At 69.1% G+C, this 16,340-nt stretch carries 20 protein-coding genes; 11 read left to right on the forward strand and 9 right to left on the reverse strand.

Annotated features, from left to right (window positions below; translation table 11 throughout):
* The first annotated feature begins 52 nt into the window (after window positions 1-52).
* From ACFXKA_RS04775 to ACFXKA_RS04785, 3 genes are all read left to right on the forward strand, one after another.
* Window positions 53-448, forward strand: a complete 396-nt coding sequence (locus tag ACFXKA_RS04775; RefSeq protein WP_354835312.1) for a thioesterase family protein — start codon at window positions 53-55, stop codon at window positions 446-448.
* 13 nt (window positions 449-461) lie between these two features.
* Window positions 462-1,136, forward strand: coding sequence for a hypothetical protein (locus ACFXKA_RS04780; RefSeq protein ID WP_379426107.1), 675 nt, complete (start codon window positions 462-464; stop codon window positions 1,134-1,136).
* A gap of 545 nt (window positions 1,137-1,681) precedes the next feature.
* A complete protein-coding gene (locus ACFXKA_RS04785; protein ID WP_379426109.1) occupies window positions 1,682-2,410 on the forward strand; it encodes a dienelactone hydrolase family protein in 729 nt (242 codons plus the stop codon).
* A gap of 77 nt (window positions 2,411-2,487) precedes the next feature.
* On the opposite strand, the gene ACFXKA_RS04790 is transcribed toward ACFXKA_RS04785, so the two are convergent.
* Together ACFXKA_RS04790 and ACFXKA_RS04795 are read right to left on the reverse strand one after the other, a co-directional pair.
* Complete coding sequence (locus ACFXKA_RS04790) at window positions 2,488-2,805, reverse strand: AzlD domain-containing protein (RefSeq protein ID WP_379426111.1); 318 nt, start codon at window positions 2,803-2,805, stop codon at window positions 2,488-2,490.
* A gap of 43 nt (window positions 2,806-2,848) precedes the next feature.
* Window positions 2,849-3,652 (reverse strand): AzlC family ABC transporter permease, encoded by an 804-nt coding sequence (locus ACFXKA_RS04795; RefSeq protein ID WP_379426112.1) that lies wholly within the window; start codon window positions 3,650-3,652, stop codon window positions 2,849-2,851.
* A 206-nt stretch (window positions 3,653-3,858) separates the two neighbouring features.
* Here ACFXKA_RS04795 and ACFXKA_RS04800 point away from each other — a divergent pair, with 206 nt between their 5' ends.
* Window positions 3,859-4,386, forward strand: a complete 528-nt coding sequence (locus tag ACFXKA_RS04800) for an XRE family transcriptional regulator (RefSeq protein ID WP_354835314.1) — start codon at window positions 3,859-3,861, stop codon at window positions 4,384-4,386.
* A 30-nt stretch (window positions 4,387-4,416) separates the two neighbouring features.
* Here ACFXKA_RS04800 and ACFXKA_RS04805 read toward each other — a convergent pair whose 3' ends face one another.
* Window positions 4,417-4,779 carry a hypothetical protein gene (locus ACFXKA_RS04805; RefSeq protein WP_379426113.1) on the reverse strand — a complete coding sequence of 121 codons (363 nt, stop codon included), beginning with the start codon at window positions 4,777-4,779 and terminating at the stop codon, window positions 4,417-4,419.
* Window positions 4,780-4,839: 60 nt separating this feature from the next.
* On the opposite strand from ACFXKA_RS04805, the gene ACFXKA_RS04810 reads away from it, so the two are divergent.
* Window positions 4,840-5,295 carry a MarR family winged helix-turn-helix transcriptional regulator gene (locus tag ACFXKA_RS04810; RefSeq protein WP_379426114.1) on the forward strand — a complete coding sequence of 152 codons (456 nt, stop codon included), beginning with the start codon at window positions 4,840-4,842 and terminating at the stop codon, window positions 5,293-5,295.
* A gap of 4 nt (window positions 5,296-5,299) precedes the next feature.
* Here the strand turns inward: ACFXKA_RS04810 and ACFXKA_RS04815 are convergent, their stop codons facing one another.
* Entirely contained in the window at window positions 5,300-6,031 is a 732-nt protein-coding gene (locus ACFXKA_RS04815; protein WP_354834668.1) for an HNH endonuclease, read from the reverse strand.
* Window positions 6,032-6,298: 267 nt separating this feature from the next.
* On the opposite strand from ACFXKA_RS04815, the gene ACFXKA_RS04820 reads away from it, so the two are divergent.
* The 5 genes from ACFXKA_RS04820 to ACFXKA_RS04840 all read left to right on the forward strand — a co-directional run bounded on the left by ACFXKA_RS04820 (window position 6,299) and on the right by ACFXKA_RS04840 (window position 9,819).
* Window positions 6,299-6,703, forward strand: coding sequence for a globin (locus tag ACFXKA_RS04820; RefSeq protein ID WP_379398967.1), 405 nt, complete (start codon window positions 6,299-6,301; stop codon window positions 6,701-6,703).
* A gap of 135 nt (window positions 6,704-6,838) precedes the next feature.
* Window positions 6,839-8,440, forward strand: a complete 1,602-nt coding sequence (locus ACFXKA_RS04825; protein ID WP_379426115.1) for a glycoside hydrolase family 13 protein — start codon at window positions 6,839-6,841, stop codon at window positions 8,438-8,440.
* Window positions 8,441-8,517: 77 nt separating this feature from the next.
* Window positions 8,518-8,796, forward strand: coding sequence for a hypothetical protein (locus ACFXKA_RS04830; protein WP_379426116.1), 279 nt, complete (start codon window positions 8,518-8,520; stop codon window positions 8,794-8,796).
* On the forward strand, window positions 8,783-9,250 hold the full coding sequence (locus ACFXKA_RS04835; protein ID WP_379426117.1) for a DUF5130 domain-containing protein: 468 nt from the start codon (window positions 8,783-8,785) through the stop codon (window positions 9,248-9,250). The genes ACFXKA_RS04830 and ACFXKA_RS04835 overlap by 14 nt, the downstream gene beginning before the upstream one ends.
* Window positions 9,251-9,498: 248 nt before the next feature.
* Window positions 9,499-9,819, forward strand: coding sequence for a helix-turn-helix domain-containing protein (locus ACFXKA_RS04840; RefSeq protein WP_379426118.1), 321 nt, complete (start codon window positions 9,499-9,501; stop codon window positions 9,817-9,819).
* A gap of 69 nt (window positions 9,820-9,888) precedes the next feature.
* Here the strand turns inward: ACFXKA_RS04840 and ACFXKA_RS04845 are convergent, their stop codons facing one another.
* From ACFXKA_RS04845 to pepN, 4 genes are all read right to left on the reverse strand, one after another.
* Entirely contained in the window at window positions 9,889-10,479 is a 591-nt protein-coding gene (locus ACFXKA_RS04845) for an ATP-dependent Clp protease proteolytic subunit (protein WP_354834683.1), read from the reverse strand.
* Window positions 10,480-10,567: 88 nt separating this feature from the next.
* Window positions 10,568-11,170, reverse strand: a complete 603-nt coding sequence (locus ACFXKA_RS04850) for an ATP-dependent Clp protease proteolytic subunit (protein WP_354834686.1) — start codon at window positions 11,168-11,170, stop codon at window positions 10,568-10,570.
* A gap of 81 nt (window positions 11,171-11,251) precedes the next feature.
* Window positions 11,252-11,641, reverse strand: a complete 390-nt coding sequence (locus ACFXKA_RS04855; RefSeq protein ID WP_354834689.1) for a hemophore-related protein — start codon at window positions 11,639-11,641, stop codon at window positions 11,252-11,254.
* Window positions 11,642-11,828: 187 nt separating this feature from the next.
* Window positions 11,829-14,420 (reverse strand): aminopeptidase N, encoded by a 2,592-nt coding sequence (pepN, locus tag ACFXKA_RS04860; RefSeq protein WP_379426119.1) that lies wholly within the window; start codon window positions 14,418-14,420, stop codon window positions 11,829-11,831.
* Window positions 14,421-14,757: 337 nt separating this feature from the next.
* Between pepN and ACFXKA_RS04865 the strand changes: the two genes are divergently transcribed.
* Window positions 14,758-15,594, forward strand: a complete 837-nt coding sequence (locus ACFXKA_RS04865; RefSeq protein ID WP_379426120.1) for a phosphoribosylaminoimidazolesuccinocarboxamide synthase — start codon at window positions 14,758-14,760, stop codon at window positions 15,592-15,594.
* On the opposite strand, the gene ACFXKA_RS04870 is transcribed toward ACFXKA_RS04865, so the two are convergent.
* The gene (locus tag ACFXKA_RS04870) at window positions 15,591-16,271 is read right to left on the reverse strand and encodes an NAD(P)H oxidoreductase (RefSeq protein WP_379426121.1); all 681 of its coding nucleotides are present in this window, start codon (window positions 16,269-16,271) and stop codon (window positions 15,591-15,593) included. The genes ACFXKA_RS04865 and ACFXKA_RS04870 overlap by 4 nt on opposite strands.
* Window positions 16,272-16,340 lie beyond the last annotated feature (69 nt).

Here is a 16,340-nt window from a genome sequence, read left to right on the forward strand (position 1 = left end):
GAGTCCGGGGGAGTCCCCGGTCTCGGCCGAGCCGAATCGTTTCCACACCACGGTGGAGGTGCGCTGGTCGGATATGGACGCCTTCCAGCACATCAACCATGCCCGCATGGTCACCCTGCTGGAGGAGGCGCGCATCCCGTGGCTGTTCCTGGATGAGCGACCGACGGTTGCGCTGCGGTCCGGCTGTGTGCTGGCCGATCTGCGGGTGCAGTACAAGGGCCAACTCCGCCACGAGGATTCGCCGCTGGACGTGTCCATGTGGATCGACCGGCTGCGCGCGGTGGACTTCACCGTCGGCTACGAGGTGCGTGCGGCCGGCGCCGCCCCGGACTCCCCGCCGGCGGTGGTCGCCTCCACCCAGCTGGCAGCCTTCGACATCGACACCCAGCGCCTACGCCGCCTCACCGCCGAGGAACGCGGTTACCTCGCGCAGTGGCTGGCCGACTGACCGAGCACGACCGTTGTCGGGACAACTGACCCTGCGCGTTCCGGATCCCGCGGAACGCGAGAACCTGGCCACCTTCATCACGCACGCCGTCCGCCTCGACCCGGCGGCCGTCATCCGGCTGCGCCGGCGCGGGGACCGTTACGTCTCCGCCTGGGCGACCACCGGATTCGAGGCGCTGGCGGTGCGCACGGTGGTGGCCGAGCTCGGGATGGACGATGTGTCCGTCGGCGCGGACGCCATCCTCGCCGGGCTGCATGGGCCGGACGCGGGCGTCGCGTTCGGGCTCGGCTATGCCATGGACTCCGCCTGGCGCGCGGCGCTGCCGCCGGAGGCGGGCTTCGTCCACGTGGAGGATGTGCCCGCCCGCACGCTCGTCGAATTGGCCGAGCGCGGAGCCGAATTGGCGCAGGAGCACGGCAGCCAGCACGGCCCGCCGGCCGCCCTGCTGGATCAGACGGTGCTGACCGTATCCGGCGGCGGCGAGCAGGTCGAGGTGCCCATGCGGGTGGTGTTCGCCCTCGCCGCCATGGATTTCATTCCGCACGGCGGCGAGAAGACCGACTCCCGCCGCATCTCCGTGGACGAGATCGTGCGGGTGCGTGCGGCGCGTACCTGGCTGCGCCTGGACGCCCGCTACGGTTCGGTGGCCCGCCGTCGCGGCCCTGCCCTGCCGTTGCTCCCGCACTGAGGCTCTGCTGTTGCTCGCGCACTGAGGCTCTGCCGTTGCTCGCGCACTGAGGCTCTGCCGTTGCTCGCGCACTGAGGCTCTGCCGTTGCTCGCGCACTGAGGCTCTGCCGTTGCTCGCGCACTGAGGGCCTGCCGTTGCTCGCGCACTGAGGGCCTGCCGTTGCTCGCGCACTGAGGGCCTGCCGTTGCTCGCGCACTGAGGGCCTGCCGTTGCTCCCGCACGAGGCTCTGGCGCCCTACCGGTACCGAGTCCGGCCTGAACCCGCCCCCAATGCGCGGGGCACCGAATATCCTGGCTCGTAAGGTTTTTCGAGCCCGGCTAGGTTCGAGTCGGGCCGAACGCAACCACAGGGAGGGGCCATCATCATGACGATCCTGAGGTGCATTCTCGCGGGTGTGGCGCTGGGCATCGCCCTGCTGGCTCCGGCCTTCGCACCCGCGGTGGGTGGCTGACGCGACAGCCGGTCCGCCGGACATCGGAATCGTGATGGCCGGCATAGCCGCAACGATTGGTCGCCCCGCCCCGCGCCGATTACCTTGGCGGCATGAGCGATGCCGCAATCGTGACCGAGTGGACCGACCTGAAGGTCGGCGATGCCGTGATGAGCGCTTATGTGGCCCGTCCGGCGGAACCGGATGAGTATCCCGGAGTCGTTGTGGGACACGAGATCTACGGCCAGCACGCGATGGCGCGAGCGGCCGCCGACCGCCTGGCGTCCCTGGGCGTCATCGCCGTCCTGCCGGACCTGTTCCACCGCGTCGCGCCGCGCGCCGAGCTGGAATTGCACGTCGACCGGGAACGTGGCCTGGAACTGCTGCGCACCCTGACCCGTCCCGGGGTGGTCGACGATGTCTCGGCCTGTCTCGACGAATTGCGCGGCCGCGGCGCGGTCTCGCTGAACATGGTCGGCTTCAGCGCGGGCGGGCACGTCGCCTACTACGCCGCCACTCAACTTCCGCTGGCCGCCACCGCCGCGTTCTACCCGGGTTGGCTCACCAATACCGATATCCCGCTGTCCACACCCGAACCCACCGTCGAAGCCACCCCCGGCATCACGGGCCGGGTCGTGTTGTTCTTCGGCGGCGAGGATCCGCTGATCGATGCCGAGGCTCGCGAAGAACTCGAAGAGGCGCTGAGCAGGGCCAATATCCAGCACGAGATCGTGGTCTACGACAACGCCCCGCACGGCTTCCTCTTCCCCGGCCGCGATTGGTACCGGCCCGAGGCCGCCGAGGATTCCTGGGCCCGGCTCGCGGATCTGCTGCGCGGCTAGCGAATTCGGCACACCGAAGGTCGCTGCTCAGCAGATACCGAGGACTCGCTGCTCAGCAGACGCCGAGGATTCGATCCTCAGTGCACGCCGAGCATCCGCAGCCCCGCCGTGACCACCGCCGCGGAGAGGATCACCACCAGCAGCGGCGCGCGCTTCCACGCCAGCCCCGCCGCGACCAGCACGCCCGCGGGCAGCGCCCACCCGAATTGGCCGCTGCCCGTGGGCACCAGCGTGGTGATCGCCAGCGCGGTGAGCAGCACGACCGACGCGATCTCCAGCAGCCGGATGGTGCGCGGCGAAATCTTGACCCGGCTCCGCAACAGCGGCCCGGCGAATCGGAATGCGAAGGTTCCGAAGGCCAGTGCCATGGCGCCCAGGAATAGTGTCTTGGTCATCGGCCCGTGCCCCGCGAGCTCGATCGGCGTACAGCGGCCGGCATCAGACGGGCCCGGCTGTGGCAGTAATGGTTTCGGTGCCTGCGGCGTGGCTCCCGGCGTACTGGGCGGTGCCGCTGACGCCCGTGACCGGACCGCGGGTCGGCGTGGCCGGATCGCCGGTCGTCTCGGCATCCGGCTTCCCGGCACGCCGGACAACCAGCAGCACCGCGGTCAGTGCGAGGAGCACCGGCAGCCCCGCGCCCAGGAACGGCGTGGTCGCCGCGGCGACCACCGCTCCGGCCAGAGCGGCTGTACGGGTGAGGGGTTCGCGCAGTGCGGGCAGCACCAGCGAGAACAGCACGGCCGGGAAAACGGCGTCCAGCCCGAACGCATTCGGATCCGGCACCACCGCACCTAGAACGGCACCGATGGCCGCGCCCATCGGCCAGGCGGCCACTACCGAGAGCCCGCACACCCAGTAGGCGGCGTGCCGCCGATCCCGATCCGGCTGGGCCAGGGCCATGGCCACCGATTCGTCGTTCATGACGTGGGTGCCCAGCAGCCGCCGCCAGCCGGTGCCGACCACATCGGGCACGGACAGTCCGTAGGGAAGGTGCCGGGCGTTGACCAGCAGTCCCGCCAGCACGGCGGCGATCAGCCCGCCGCCGGCGGTGAGAATGCCGATGAAGACGAATTCCGAGCCGCCGGCGACGACGGCGACGCTCATGAGTACCGGCAGCCAGCCGGGCAGTCCGGAGGTCACCGCGGTAGCGCCGTAGGATACGCCGATCAGGGCGACTGCCAGGCAGATCGCCGCGATACCTGTGAGCACACCCCGATCGAGTGTTCGCCATGCCGAACGCATGTTTTCTATAATGAACACAACCGGCCAGGTTCGTCAAAGGGACGTGCCGATATCCCGGTACTGTGAACGCCACCATGACCCAGCAGTCCGACCGCTCCGAGCCTGTGTCTGCCCAGCAGGTGCCTGTGTCTGCCCAGCAGGTGTCCGAGTCTGCCCCGCAGGCGCCGGCATCCCCGCAGCAGGCGCCCGCGTCGCCGCAGGAGGCGATCGCCGCCGCTCTGCGCCGGGAGCGGGCTCGCTCCGGACTCTCGCTGACCGAGGTCGCCCGTCGCGCCGGGATCGCCAAATCGACACTGTCCCAACTGGAATCGGGCTCCGGCAATCCCAGCATCGAAACGCTGTGGGCGCTCTGCCTCGCCCTCGACATCCAGTTTTCGCGGCTGCTGGATCCTCCGACCCCGCAGGTTCAGGTGATCCGCGCGGGCGAGGGCCCGGTCCTCGCCTCGGCGCGGTCCGAGTACCGGACCACCCTGCTCGCGGCCTCCCCGCCCGCGGCTCGCCGTGACGTCTACCGCGTCACCGCCGAACCCGGCCACCCCCGTGACTCCGCCCCGCACTCCCGCGGCGTCGTCGAGCACATCGTGCTGTGCGCCGGTCGCGCCAAGGTCGGGCTCGCCGAGGATCCGGTGGAACTCGGGCCCGGCGACTACATCTGCTATCCCGGCGATCTGCCGCACGTCTTCGAGGCCCTCGAGCCGGGCACCTGGGCCCTGCTGGTCAGCGAATACAGCTGATCCGCTAATCCCGCTGCGGCGCAGCCGATCTCACTGACCGGCCACCCACCAGGCGGACAGCAGGTGCACGGCCGCCAATCCGACGCAGGTGGCCGCCATCGGCCAGTTGCGCCGTGCCCCACCGATAACCGCATCGCCGATCTGGGCGAGTCCGGCGACCATCAGGATCGGCGCCAGTCCGCTGCGGGCCCCGACCGCGAGCAGGATCAGCATCACGATGCTCAGCGGCACCGCCCGTGCCCCGTACGCATACGCGAAAAACAGTGTGCCCGTATTGATCTGGCCACCGTCAGGCACAGCCATCGCGGGCCGTGTCATGCCCACCACGCTGGAGACACCCGAGATCAAGGCGACCGCCGCGTTCGCGATGGCGATTCCGGTGTACGCGTCCATTTCCTTCACTCCCTAAATCATTCAGAGTCTGAATGGTTCGAGGGAAGTATCATCTGACCCGTGAACGATGTCAAGAAGCCGACCGGACTCCCGAAGACCGTCTCGTTCCGGGTGGGCACGGTGGGTTCGGTGGTCGCCGACCGCTTCGCGGCGCGCATCGAAACCCTCGATCTGAAGCCAAAGCACGCGGGGCTGATGACCGCGCTGAGCCACGGCGAGGCCGCGTCACAGCAGGAATTGGCGGGTCGGCTCGGCGTCGCGCCGAGCCTGGTGGTGGCGCTGGCCGATCATCTGGAACGACTCGGCGCGATCGAGCGCGTGCGTGATCCCGGGGACCGGCGCCGGCAGGTGCTGACGCTCACCGGGCACGGCTACGCGCTCCTGGCGGAATGTGAAAAGGCCGCGCGAAAGCTCGACGACGAACTCACCGCCGGGCTGACCGCGAAGGAGCGCACGGCCTTCCTGCGCGCGCTCGGCGTACTGGCCGCCGAAGCCGGGCTGCCCACGGGGGAGTGACGCGTCAGGCCGCGCCCTCGCCGAGGTACTGCAGCCACATCGGATCCAGTTCCGAGCTGGCCGACAGCAACCGCCAGTGCGGACCCTTCGGCGCGACCATCGGATGGTGCAGCGTCCAGCCCAGTTCGCTCAGCAGCTTGTCGGCCTTGCGGTGATTGCAGGGGGCGCAGGACGCGACGCAGTTCTCCCACGAGTGGGCGCCGCCGCGGCTGCGCGGAATGACGTGATCGATGGTTTCGGCCTTGCCGCCGCAGTAGGCGCAGCGGTAGCGGTCGCGATGCATGAGGGCGGCTCGGGTCATGGGTACCCGTGCCCGGTAGGGGACGCGCACGTAGTTGCGTAGTCGGATGACCGAGGGGAGCGCCACCGAGGTGCCGGCGGAATGCACGACCGGACCCTCCGGATTGTCGTGCACGGTGTCGGCCTTGTCGCAGATCAGCAGCACGATGGCGCGACGCGCGGACAGGGCGGTGAGCGGCTCGTACGTGGCGTTCAGCAGCAGCACGCGGCGTTTGGCCCAGGCGGGAACGGGTGCTGCGGTGGGCGGATGATGCGCGTGCTCGCGGTGATCGCCCGGATGGGCGGGCTCGGGATGGGCGCCCAGGTGATGCTCGGAATGAGAATGTTCGGACAGCAAGTGCAGCGGAGTAGCCCCCGACCCACGATTGTGGACGTCGGCGGGCTGGAGTTGTCGATGGGTCCGCGCCTCGTGTCGGGCGCCGTGCCGCTGCTTCATGGGCCATACCCCGGTTTCGTATTCGTCCGATTGTGTGGTATCTCGGCAGACTGCCACCCAGTTGACCATGACTTGCCGCATATTGCACGGTGATTTCGCACATTGTCGGGCACATTCGGATGAACGGGACGTGACAATCGTGCACGCGGGCCGGCCGGGTGTCGAGAAACGCTGTTCCGAGCTGCGAACGGTGTGCTGGGAGGCGTCGATCGGCCGCATCGAGGGTGCACCCGGGCCGGACGTCGCGGGAGTGGGCACAATGGGGACGTGACTTCCGGCGAGCAGACTGCAACCTCCTTCTATCAAGCCGTGGGCGGCGAGAAGACGTTCCATCGGATCGTCGCGGCGTTCTACCGCGAGGTCGCGCAGGACGAGGTGTTGCGGCCGCTGTATCCGGAGCAGGACCTGGGTCCGGCCGAGCGACGCCTGCGGATGTTCCTGGAGCAGTACTGGGGCGGGCCGCGGACCTACTCCGACGAGCGCGGGCATCCGCGCCTGCGGATGCGGCACATGCCGTTCAAGGTCGGGCCGATCGAGCGCGACGCGTGGCTGCGGGCCATGCGCATCGCGGTGGCGGAAATCGAGCCGGAGGTGCTCGACGACGCGCACCGGCAGCAGCTGCTCGACTACTTCGAGATGGCCGCGAATTCGCTGATTAACTCGCCTTTCTGAGTTCGATCCGCAGAAATCCCAGCGCCTCACAGTGTTTCCGGGGCGCCCGCAGCTGCCCGCTGATCATTTGCTGAAACTGGACAAGTCCATTCGACGTGACCGCGAAAGTCACTGTGCTTTGGCACCATTACGGCTGTGACTGATTTTTCCGCCGCAGCCGGGGGCGGGGCCGATCCTGCTCCGTGGTGGCGATCGGCTGTGTTCTACCAGGTGTACCCGCGTTCCTTCGCCGATTCCGGCGGTGACGGCGTCGGTGATCTGGGTGGACTGCGTGACCGTTTGGGTTATCTCGAGCTACTCGGGGTGGACGCGCTGTGGATCTGCCCGGTGATGCGCTCGCCCATGGCCGACGGCGGCTACGACGTGTCGGACCCGCGCGACATCGATCCGCTGTTCGGCGGCCTCGGTGCGCTGGACGAGATCATCGCCGAGGCGCACGACCGGGCCATGCGGGTGACCATGGACCTGGTGCCCAACCACACCAGCGATCAGCATCCGTGGTTCCGGGCGGCGCTGGCGGCGGGGCCGGGGAGTCCGGAGCGGGCGCGGTACTTCTTCCGCGATGGCCGCGGGCCGGACGGCGCTGTGCCGCCGAACAACTGGCCGAGCATCTTCGGCGGTCCGGCCTGGACCCGGGTGATCGAACCCGACGGTAGACCGGGGCAGTGGTACTTGCACATCTTCGCCGCTGAACAACCCGACCTGAATTGGGAGAACCCCGAGGTCGCAGCCGATTTCGAACAGACCCTGCGGTTCTGGCTGGACCGCGGCGTGGACGGCTTCCGGATCGACGTGGCGCACGGCATGGCCAAACCCCCGGGGCTGCCCGATATGGAGCGCGTCGACACGCGGATGCTCCACCTCGAGGACGACGATCCGCGCTTCAACAACCCCGGCGCGCACGACATCCACCGGCGGATCCGAAAGGTGATGGACGAGTATCCGCACGCGGTCGCCATCGGCGAGGTGTGGGTCGACGACAACACCCGCTTCGGCGAATACGTCCGGCCCGACGAACTGCACCTGGCCTTCAATTTCCGGCTCGCCCAGACGCCCTTCCGGCCGGATCGGATCCGCGCGGCCGTGGACAATTCGCTGCGCGCGGTGGCCGGGGTCGGCGCGACGCCCACCTGGACGCTGTCCAACCACGACATCGAGCGCGAGGTCACCCGCTACGGTGGCGGACCCGTCGGGCAGGCGCGGGCGCGGGCCATGATCCTGCTGGAGCTGGCGCTGCCGGGCAGCGTATTCGTCTACAACGGAGCCGAATTGGGGCTGGCCAATGTGGACGACCTCCCCGAGTGGGCGCTGCAGGACCCCACCTGGGCACGCTCCGGGCACACCGAGCGCGGCCGGGACGGCTGCCGGGTGCCGCTGCCGTGGGAGGGGGAATCGCCGCCGTTCGGGTTCACGACGGGGATGCCGTGGCTGCCCATGCCGCCGGAGTGGGCGGCGCTGACCGTGGAGGCGCAGCTGGAGCGGCTGGATTCCATGCTGTCGCTGTACCGGATGGCGATCGAATTGCGGGCCGTCCGGCCGGAATTCGGGGGGTACGGGCTGGAGTGGTACGCGAGTCCGCCCGGCTGCCTCGCGTTCCGGCGCGAGGGCGGTCTGCTGTGCGTGCTCAATGCCACCGATGCGCCGATCCTGCTCCCCGCGGGTGAGGTGCTGCTGGCGAGCACGGCGATCAACGCGCGGCGGGAACTTCCGGCGAACTCGACGGCCTGGCTGGTCTGAAAGGGGATTGTCACGACACGGCCGCACTAGCCCTTACCGGTCGTAGTAGTCATACGGGCATCGACTACCGTTGGGCCGTGAGCATTCTCCAGACAGTGCTGATCTACGTCGGCATCCCGGTCGCGATCTATCTGGTGATCGCCGGATTGTCGTTCCTCGGCAAGCCGCTGCCCGGCAGGAAGCCGGAACACTACGAACTCGGTGCGAAGTGGACCCAGCCCCCGGTGCTGTGGAGCGCGACCGACGAGGTGACCGGGTCCGGCCACCACGACACTGCTGATTCGCATGGTGACCATGCGGCTATCGAATCCGCCCACGCGGAGCTGATCGGAGGCCGGGCAAGTGGCAAGTTCTAATTGGCCTGTGGTCGACGAGGCCGACCTACCCCACGGTTACGCGATCACCACGAGTGGACGCGTCTCCGGTGTGCACGAGGCCGGCGACGTCTTCAAGGAAGCGCCGTTCAGCGACCGCGAGCGGCTGCTCATGGACAATGCGCTCACCGACGCCACCCGCGCCACCAAGGTGCGCTTCAACATCTACATCGGTGACCTGGGCTCCGACTCGGCCGCCGGCGTGGACGCCCTGTTCCCCTTCACCCCCGAGGCCGCCCGCTCGGTGCTCATCGCGGTGGACCCGAACACCAACTCCGTCGAGGTGCGCTCCGGCCGCGACGTCGCCGAACGCGCCAACGACCGCGTCTGCCAGCTCGGCGCCACCGCCGCCACCAGCTCCTTCCGCCAGGGCGAGCTGATCGACGGCCTGGTCTCGGCCGTGCGCGTGATGGCCGCCGCCATCGGGCGGGTCTAGCCGACTCTCGGCTCTTCTCGGGGGCTTCGCCCCTGAAACCCCAAGGGACGTTTGGGGGCTCAGCCCCCAAACCCCGAGGGGTGAAGGTCGCACACCGACCCCGCACGCCCCGACCGGCATTTCGCCCTGAGCAGATCAGGGCGCGGGGGCGGGGTGGGGGAATTTACGCTCGGGAGATGGCCGAGCATCCGCGTTTGCAAGCAATTCCCGGTGGTCTCGACGAAGGGGCCGGGGTAGCGCGACGTGCAGTGCGTCCGGCGCCGGTGCGCGAGCCGCTGTGGCGGGAGGCACTCGGCGGTCAGCTGCGCTCGCTTCGGCTGGAGCGGGGGGAGAAGCTGACGGAAACGGCTGGGCGGGCGGGCATTTCGCCGCAGTATCTGTCCGAGGTCGAACGGGGGCGCAAGGAGCCGTCCAGCGAGATGATCGCGGCCTTGGCCGGGGCTCTGGGTACCAGCTTGGGTTCGCTCACACGGCAGGTGGCCGAGGACCTGCTTCGCGCCCGTCCCGCCCCGGCCCGGCACCCGGCCATCTCGCCGCTGGCGATCTCCCCCGTCCTGCTGGCCGCCTGATCCGCGAGCATGCGTTGGCGCACCTGCCTTTTCGGCGTTGTGCGTGCACCAGCGCATGCTCGTCGGCGTTCAGGCGCGGGGGCCGAGGAGATGGTCGGCCAGGCCGTAGTCGAGCGCCGTTCGCGCGGTGAAGACCCGGTCCCGGTCGGTGTCGCGGCGCAGGGTTTCCGCGGACTGGCCGGTGTGGGTGGCGAGGATGGCTTCGATCTGGGCGCGCATGCGGACGATTTCGTCGGCCTGCAGGATCAGGTCGGGGATGGTGCCCTGACCTCGAATCGCGGGCTGGTGCAGGACGATTCGAGAGTGCGGGAGGACATTGCGGCGGCCCTTCGCGCCGCCGGCCAGCAGCACGGCGCCCACCGCGATCGCCTGGCCGACGCAGGTGGTCACCACGGGGGACTGGATGTGCTGCATGGTGTCGTAGACCGCGAGCATGGCCGGCAGGTCGCCGCCCTCGCAGTTGATGTAGAGGTTGATGTCCTGGCCCGGGCTTTCCGCGTCCAGGTGGAGGAGCTGGGCGATCAGGGCATTGGCGACACCGGAGTCGATGGGCGTGCCCAGATAGACGATGCGTTCGGTGAGCAGATGCGAGTAGACGTCCATGATCCGCTCCCCGCGCGGGTCGCGGGCGATCACATTCGGAATCGTGTAGCTGCTCATGCTGTTTCCTTTCCGGCATGTGCGGGGCCCTGCGTGGTTACACCGCGCAAGCGCAGGGCGGTGGAGCGGCGCCTCCGGGCCTGACCGCTCATGCCGAGATCCCCAGCTTCTGGCGCTGCGGGACGACCTGGTGGAAGGAGTCCACGATGCCGTCGATGAAGCCGTACTCGCGGGCCTGCGTCGCGGTGAACCAGCGGTCGTGCAGGGAGTCCTCGAAGACCTGATCGTAGGGCTGGCCGGTGTCGGCGGCGATCAGGCCGAGGACGGTCTGCACGGTGTAGCGCAGGTCGTCGGCCTGTACCTCCACCTCGACCGCACTGCCGCCGATGCCCGCCGAACCCTGGTGCATGAGGATGCGGGCGTGCGGCAGGGCGTAGCGGTGCCCGGGTGTCCCCGCCGACAGCAGGAATTGTCCCGCGCTGCAGGCCAATCCGAGGGCCAGTGTGGACACCGTGCCCGGCACCAGCCGCATGACGTCGCGGATGGCGAGCATGGCGGGCACGGACCCGCCGGGCGAGTGGATCCACAGTGAGATGTCGGCCTCGGGATCCTCGGCCGCCAGCGTGAGCAGCTGGGTCATGAGCAGCGTGCCGTTGTCGTCGTCGAGCGGTCCGTCCAGTACCAGCACCCGGCGGGCGAAGAGCTGTTCCCTGGTGTGCCAGTTGAACATCGGAGTCTTGTTCTCTGCCATGCCTTCACGGTGCCGCAGCGGATTGCCGGAAGTCCTGCCGCGCTGCTGTGAGCGGATCCGCCCACAGCAGCGTCTGCCGGGCTAGTGCCGGTGGCAGGTGTCGGCGACGCGGTCGAACTTGGCGCGCACGGGTTCACTGCCGGGGGCGTGGTCGTGGCGAATCTGCTCGATGCGGTCCTCGACGTCGGGGTACTGGGACACGATGCGGAAGAACGACTCGGGCCGGGCCTCGGGCGGCAGCTGGTACATCACGGCGAGCCCGGAGGTGAGTTCCGGGTGGCCGTCGATGAGCCGGGCCAGCACCGGATCCTGGTCGTTGAGAGTGGTGTCGATCTGGGCCCAGCTGCAGGTGGAACGGGTGAGCGAGTCATCGTCGTCGGCGGCCGCCACCCCGGTGCCGGAAAGCACTGCGGCGGAGCAGATTCCGGTGACGGCGAGAGCGGCGGCGGCGTGACGGGTCCAGGATGTCATGGTGGATGGCCTCATTCGGTCGGGATGGCTTGCGGCACCGATCATGTCGGACTCCGCGCCCTGCGGACCCGGTCCGGCGGGGTTCTTCAGCGACTCTTCAGTCGGCGGCCCCGCATAGCCGACAGCCCCTCCCGAATGGATTCGGGAGGGGCTGAGACGGTCGAAATATGCTGCCGCGCAGCGCTTTCTAGCCGCGATCGAAGGCGCGGGCGCGCAGCGAGCGCTCGATGCCCGCCTTGCCCTCCACCACCAGACGGCGCAGCGCCGGCGGGTGGTCACCGGCGAGGAACTTGTCGGCCACCGCGACGGCCTCCTCGGTGACGGCCCAGTGCGGGTACAGCCCCACCACGACCGTCTGGGCGACCTCGCTGGAGCGCCGCTCCCACACCGACGCGATCTCGGCGAAGTAGCGCTCCACATACGGGGCCAGCAGCGCGGCCTGGCCCGCCGGGGCGAAACCGGTGACGATGGCGCGCGCGGTGATGTTCGGCACCGTGTCGTCGCCCATGACGGTGTTCCACGCCGATTCCTTGACCGCCGCCTGCGGGCGGGCGGTGGCCGCGGCCGCGGCCTGGCGGCGGCCCGCGGCGGTGTCGTCGCGCGTGAGTTCCGCGTCGATGAGCGGGGTTTCGATGCCGTCCGCGTCGATGACCCCCGCGGCCGCGAGCGCCTGGGTGATGCGCCAGCGCAGGTCGGTGTCGACGGTCAGGCCAGGCAGGCCGACGCCCTCCGGGTCATCGGCGTGCAGCCGGCGCAGCACCTCGATGTGCTGCGGCGAGAGCAGCGCGCCGGTCAGCGCGTTGACGAACGCCAGCTGGTGGTCCGAGCCCGCACCGGCGGCGCGGGCCAGTTCCAGCAGGCGGTCGGCGTAGGCGGGCCAGCCCTCCGCGCGCGCCCACTCGGGGTCGGCGTAGGCGCCGAGCGCGGTGGCGGCCTGCATGAGCAGCCGCTGGACGACACCGATCTCGGTTTCCGCGCCGACGCCGCGCTGCACCAGCGCCACGAAGTCGCGGGCCTTCATCTCGGCCTGCCGGGTCATCTCCCAGGCGGCCGACCACGCCAGCGTGCGAGGCAGCGGCTCGGCGATATCGGCGATGCGCGCCACCACGGTGTCGAGGGAGCCGGCGTCCAGGCGGACCGAGCAGTAGGTGAGGTCGTCGTCGTTGACCAGCACCAGCTTGCCGCGGCCGACGCCGACCAGCTCGGGCACCTCGGTGCGCTCGGCGGGATCGATGTCGAGCTCGACGCGCTTGGTGCGCACCAGCTTTCCGTCCTGGTCGTCGTAGACGCCGATGGCCAGGCGGTGCACGCGGCGCTCACCGGCGCCGGGCTCCGCGCCCTGCTGGACGACCGCGAAGGAGGCGAAGTTGCCGTCCTCGTCCACGGTGAAGTCCGGGCGCAGGATGTTCAGGCCGGTGGTCTTGAGCCACTGCGCGCCCCAGTCGGACAGGTCGCGGCCGGACGCCTTCTCCAGCGCGCCGACCAGGTCGTCGAAGGTGGCGTTGCTGTACGCGTGTTCGGTGAAGTAGTCGCGCAGACCGGCCAGGAACGGCTCCTCACCGACGTAGGCCACCAGCTGCTTGAGCACGGAAGCGCCCTTGGCGTAGGTGATGCCGTCGAAGTTCACCTCGACCGCGGCCAGGTCCGGGATGTCGGCGGCGATCGGGTGGGTGGAGGGCAGCTGGTCCTGCCGGTACGCCCACGACTTCTCGACATTGGCGAAAGTGGTCCAGGCATTGGTGTATTCGGTCGCGCCGACCTGGCACAGCACCGAGGCGAAGGTGGCGAACGACTCGTTCAGCCACAGGTCGTCCCACCACCTCATGGTGACCAGGTCGCCGAACCACATGTGCGCCATCTCGTGCAGCACGGTCTCGCAGCGGCGCTCGTAGGAGGCTCGAGTCACCTTGGAGCGGAAGACGTAGTCCTCGAGGAAGGTGACCGCGCCCGCGTTCTCCATGGCGCCCGCGTTGAATTCGGGCACGAACAGCTGGTCGTACTTGCCGAAGGCATAGGGCACACCGAAATTGGTGTGGTAGAAGCCGAAGCCCTGCTTGGTCTCGGTGAAAAGCCGTTCGGCGTCCATGAATTCGGCCAGCGAGGCCCGGCAGTAGATGCCGAGCGGGATCTCGCCGTGCGAATCGCTGTAGGTGTCGGTCCACTTCGCGTACGGACCGGCGATGAGTGCGACCAGGTAGGTGCTCATGCGCGGGGTGGTCGCGAAGGTGTGGCGGACCACGGCGCCGATGGTATGGGTGTCGGCGACCGCGCCGTTGGAGATGACCTCCCAGTCCTCGGGCGCCGTGACGATCACGTCGTAGGTGGCCTTGAGGTCGGGCTGGTCGAAGCAGGCGAACATGCGCTTGCAGTCGGCGGTTTCGAACTGCGAGTACAGGTAGACCTTGTTGTCGGTGGGGTCGACGAAGCGGTGCAGGCCCTCACCGGTGTTCGAGTACTCGCCGTCCGCCTCGACGACGAGCTCGTTGTTCGCGGCCAGGTTCGGCAGGGTGAGGCCCTGCTCCTCGTCGTAGCCGCTCACATCCAGGGCCACGCCGTTGAGCACGGCGGAGCGCACACCCGCGCCCACGAAGTCGATGAAGGTCTGCGCACCCGGGGTCGCGGTGAAGGTCACGGTGGACTTCGAGTGGAAGGTCTCACGGCGCGGCTCTTCGGCACCGGTGGGCTGTCCGGTCAGGTCCAGTTCGACCCGATAGTTCTCCACCTGGACCGTCGCGGCGCGTTCGATCGCCTGCTCGCGGGTGAGATTCGGTGCGGACAAGGGGGCTCCTTAGCTCTCGGAGAACTTCTGCCGTGCAGGTGCACCCGGCTCGCTGAGCGGCGCTGCCCAGGGCTCGGTGCGGGATGCGATGCGCCCGCGCGAGGCATCGAGCGGACCGAACAATTCTCCACTCGTGACCCGGCGCGGACACGACGTTCCCCACAATGCCACGTCCCGCCGACCCGTGGCGTGGGCCCGCTCGGGCCGGTCGTTCCCGGCCCGCGCGGGCCGGTTGCTCCAGGTCGACCGCGATCGGGCGTTCGACCGGGCGTCGAGGCGGGCGGTGCCCGTCGGTAAGCTCTGCGGCGGCAGCAATCGCCCAGCACGAGGAGGACCGTTGAAGCACATCCACGCCGGTAAGGTGCGCGACCTGTACGAGGACGGCGATTCGCTGATCCTGGTCGCATCCGACCGGGTGTCGGTGTACGACGTGGTGCTGCCGACCCCGATTCCCGACAAGGGCGCGCTGCTCACCCAGCTGTCCAACTGGTGGTTCGGGTTCTTCTCCGACGTGCCCAACCACATTCTGTCCACCACCGACGTGCCCGCCGAGTTCGCGGGCCGCGGGGTGCGGGTCAAGCCGCTGAAGATGCTGAAGGTGGAGTGCATCGCGCGCGGCTACCTGACCGGCGGCGGCCTGGCCGAATACCAGCGCTCCGGCACCGTGTCCGGTATCGCGCTGCCGCCCGGCCTGCGTGACGGCGACAAGCTGCCCGAACCCATCTTCACCCCCACCACCAAGGCAGACGCCGGGCACGACGAGCCCATCAGCTTCGCGGACGTGGTGAACCAGGAGGGCAGGGAGATCGCCGAGCAGCTGCGCGACCTGACCCTCGAGATCTATGCCCGTGGCGCCGAGCACGCCGCCGCGCGCGGGGTCATCATCGCCGACACGAAGATCGAACTCGGCTGGGACGGCGACGTTCTCACGGTCGGCGACGAGGTGCTGACCTCGGACTCCTCCCGCTTCTGGCCCGCCGACGACTACGAGCCCGGCCGCCCGCAGAAGTCGTTCGACAAGCAGTTCGTGCGCGACTGGTCCACTTCCACCGGGTGGAACAAGGAGTACCCGGGTCCGGAGATTCCGGCCGAGGTGATCGAGGTGACCCGCCAGAAGTACGTCGCGGCCTACGAGCTCATCACCGGCAATACCTGGAGCGGCGTTCAGGGCTAGGCCGGAACCGCTTCGGCGGCAAGGAAGTTCGTGACGAAGGCGTCGGCCCGGCGCTCCAGCTCGGAGTACTGGGCCACGCGTTCCGCGCCGACGGTGGCCGCGTCGATGAGGAGCTGCCCGTCGGCGTCGAGGCGCTGGCGGCGCTCCTCCGCATCGGGGAGCAGGCCGACGGCGGAATACGAGAATCCGCAGTAGTAGGCGATTCCCATACTGAGCTGGCCCTCCAGCGCCTGCTGCATGAAGTCGACGGTCGGATCGCCGGCGGCGACTCCGCCCAGGCCGAGCCACAGCATGCGCTTGCCTGCCAGGCGAGGCTTGCTGCGACCGTAGGCGAATCCGTAGTTCCACACCCGATCGATCCAGCCCTTGAGTATCGCGGGGACACTCGCCCAGTAGACCGGGAAGACTGCGACCACGACGTCGGCGGCCAGGAGGCGGTCCATATGCTCGTGGACCTCGGGGGAATAGGTCTTCTCGCGGTTACCCCAGTCGGGCTGGTCGGCCTCGGTCATGCGCGGGTCGAAACCCTCGGCCCGCAGATCCAGCAGGTCGACGCGGTATCCGGCGGACTCCAGCCGGGCGACGGTCCGGCGGGCGATATGCGCGGTGAGGGAATCGGATCGGTGGTGAGCGATCACCACGAGGGCGGTCTGCTGACGGGTATCGTTGTGCGACAAGGGATTTCCTCCTGGATCGGCGTCGATGTTGCGTTCCGGTGTTGCCAGTACACACGTCTCGGCGTGGAC

Source organism: Nocardia sp. NPDC059228, assembly GCF_042754245.1.
Classification (GTDB): Bacteria; Actinomycetota; Actinomycetes; order Mycobacteriales; family Mycobacteriaceae; genus Nocardia.

Excerpts from the sequence above, each read along its gene's own strand:
- ACFXKA_RS04785 (WP_379426109.1), top strand. The coding sequence starts at position 1,682 with ATGAGCGATGCCGCAATCGTGACCGAGTGGACCGACCTGAAGGTCGGC.
- ACFXKA_RS04790 (WP_379426111.1), bottom strand. The coding sequence starts at position 2,805 with ATGACCAAGACACTATTCCTGGGCGCCATGGCACTGGCCTTCGGAACC.
- ACFXKA_RS04795 (WP_379426112.1), bottom strand. The coding sequence starts at position 3,652 with ATGCGTTCGGCATGGCGAACACTCGATCGGGGTGTGCTCACAGGTATC.
- ACFXKA_RS04805 (WP_379426113.1), bottom strand. The coding sequence starts at position 4,779 with ATGGACGCGTACACCGGAATCGCCATCGCGAACGCGGCGGTCGCCTTG.
- ACFXKA_RS04815 (WP_354834668.1), bottom strand. The coding sequence starts at position 6,031 with ATGAAGCAGCGGCACGGCGCCCGACACGAGGCGCGGACCCATCGACAA.
- ACFXKA_RS04845 (WP_354834683.1), bottom strand. The coding sequence starts at position 10,479 with ATGAGCAGCTACACGATTCCGAATGTGATCGCCCGCGACCCGCGCGGG.
- ACFXKA_RS04850 (WP_354834686.1), bottom strand. The coding sequence starts at position 11,170 with ATGGCAGAGAACAAGACTCCGATGTTCAACTGGCACACCAGGGAACAG.
- ACFXKA_RS04855 (WP_354834689.1), bottom strand. The coding sequence starts at position 11,641 with ATGACATCCTGGACCCGTCACGCCGCCGCCGCTCTCGCCGTCACCGGA.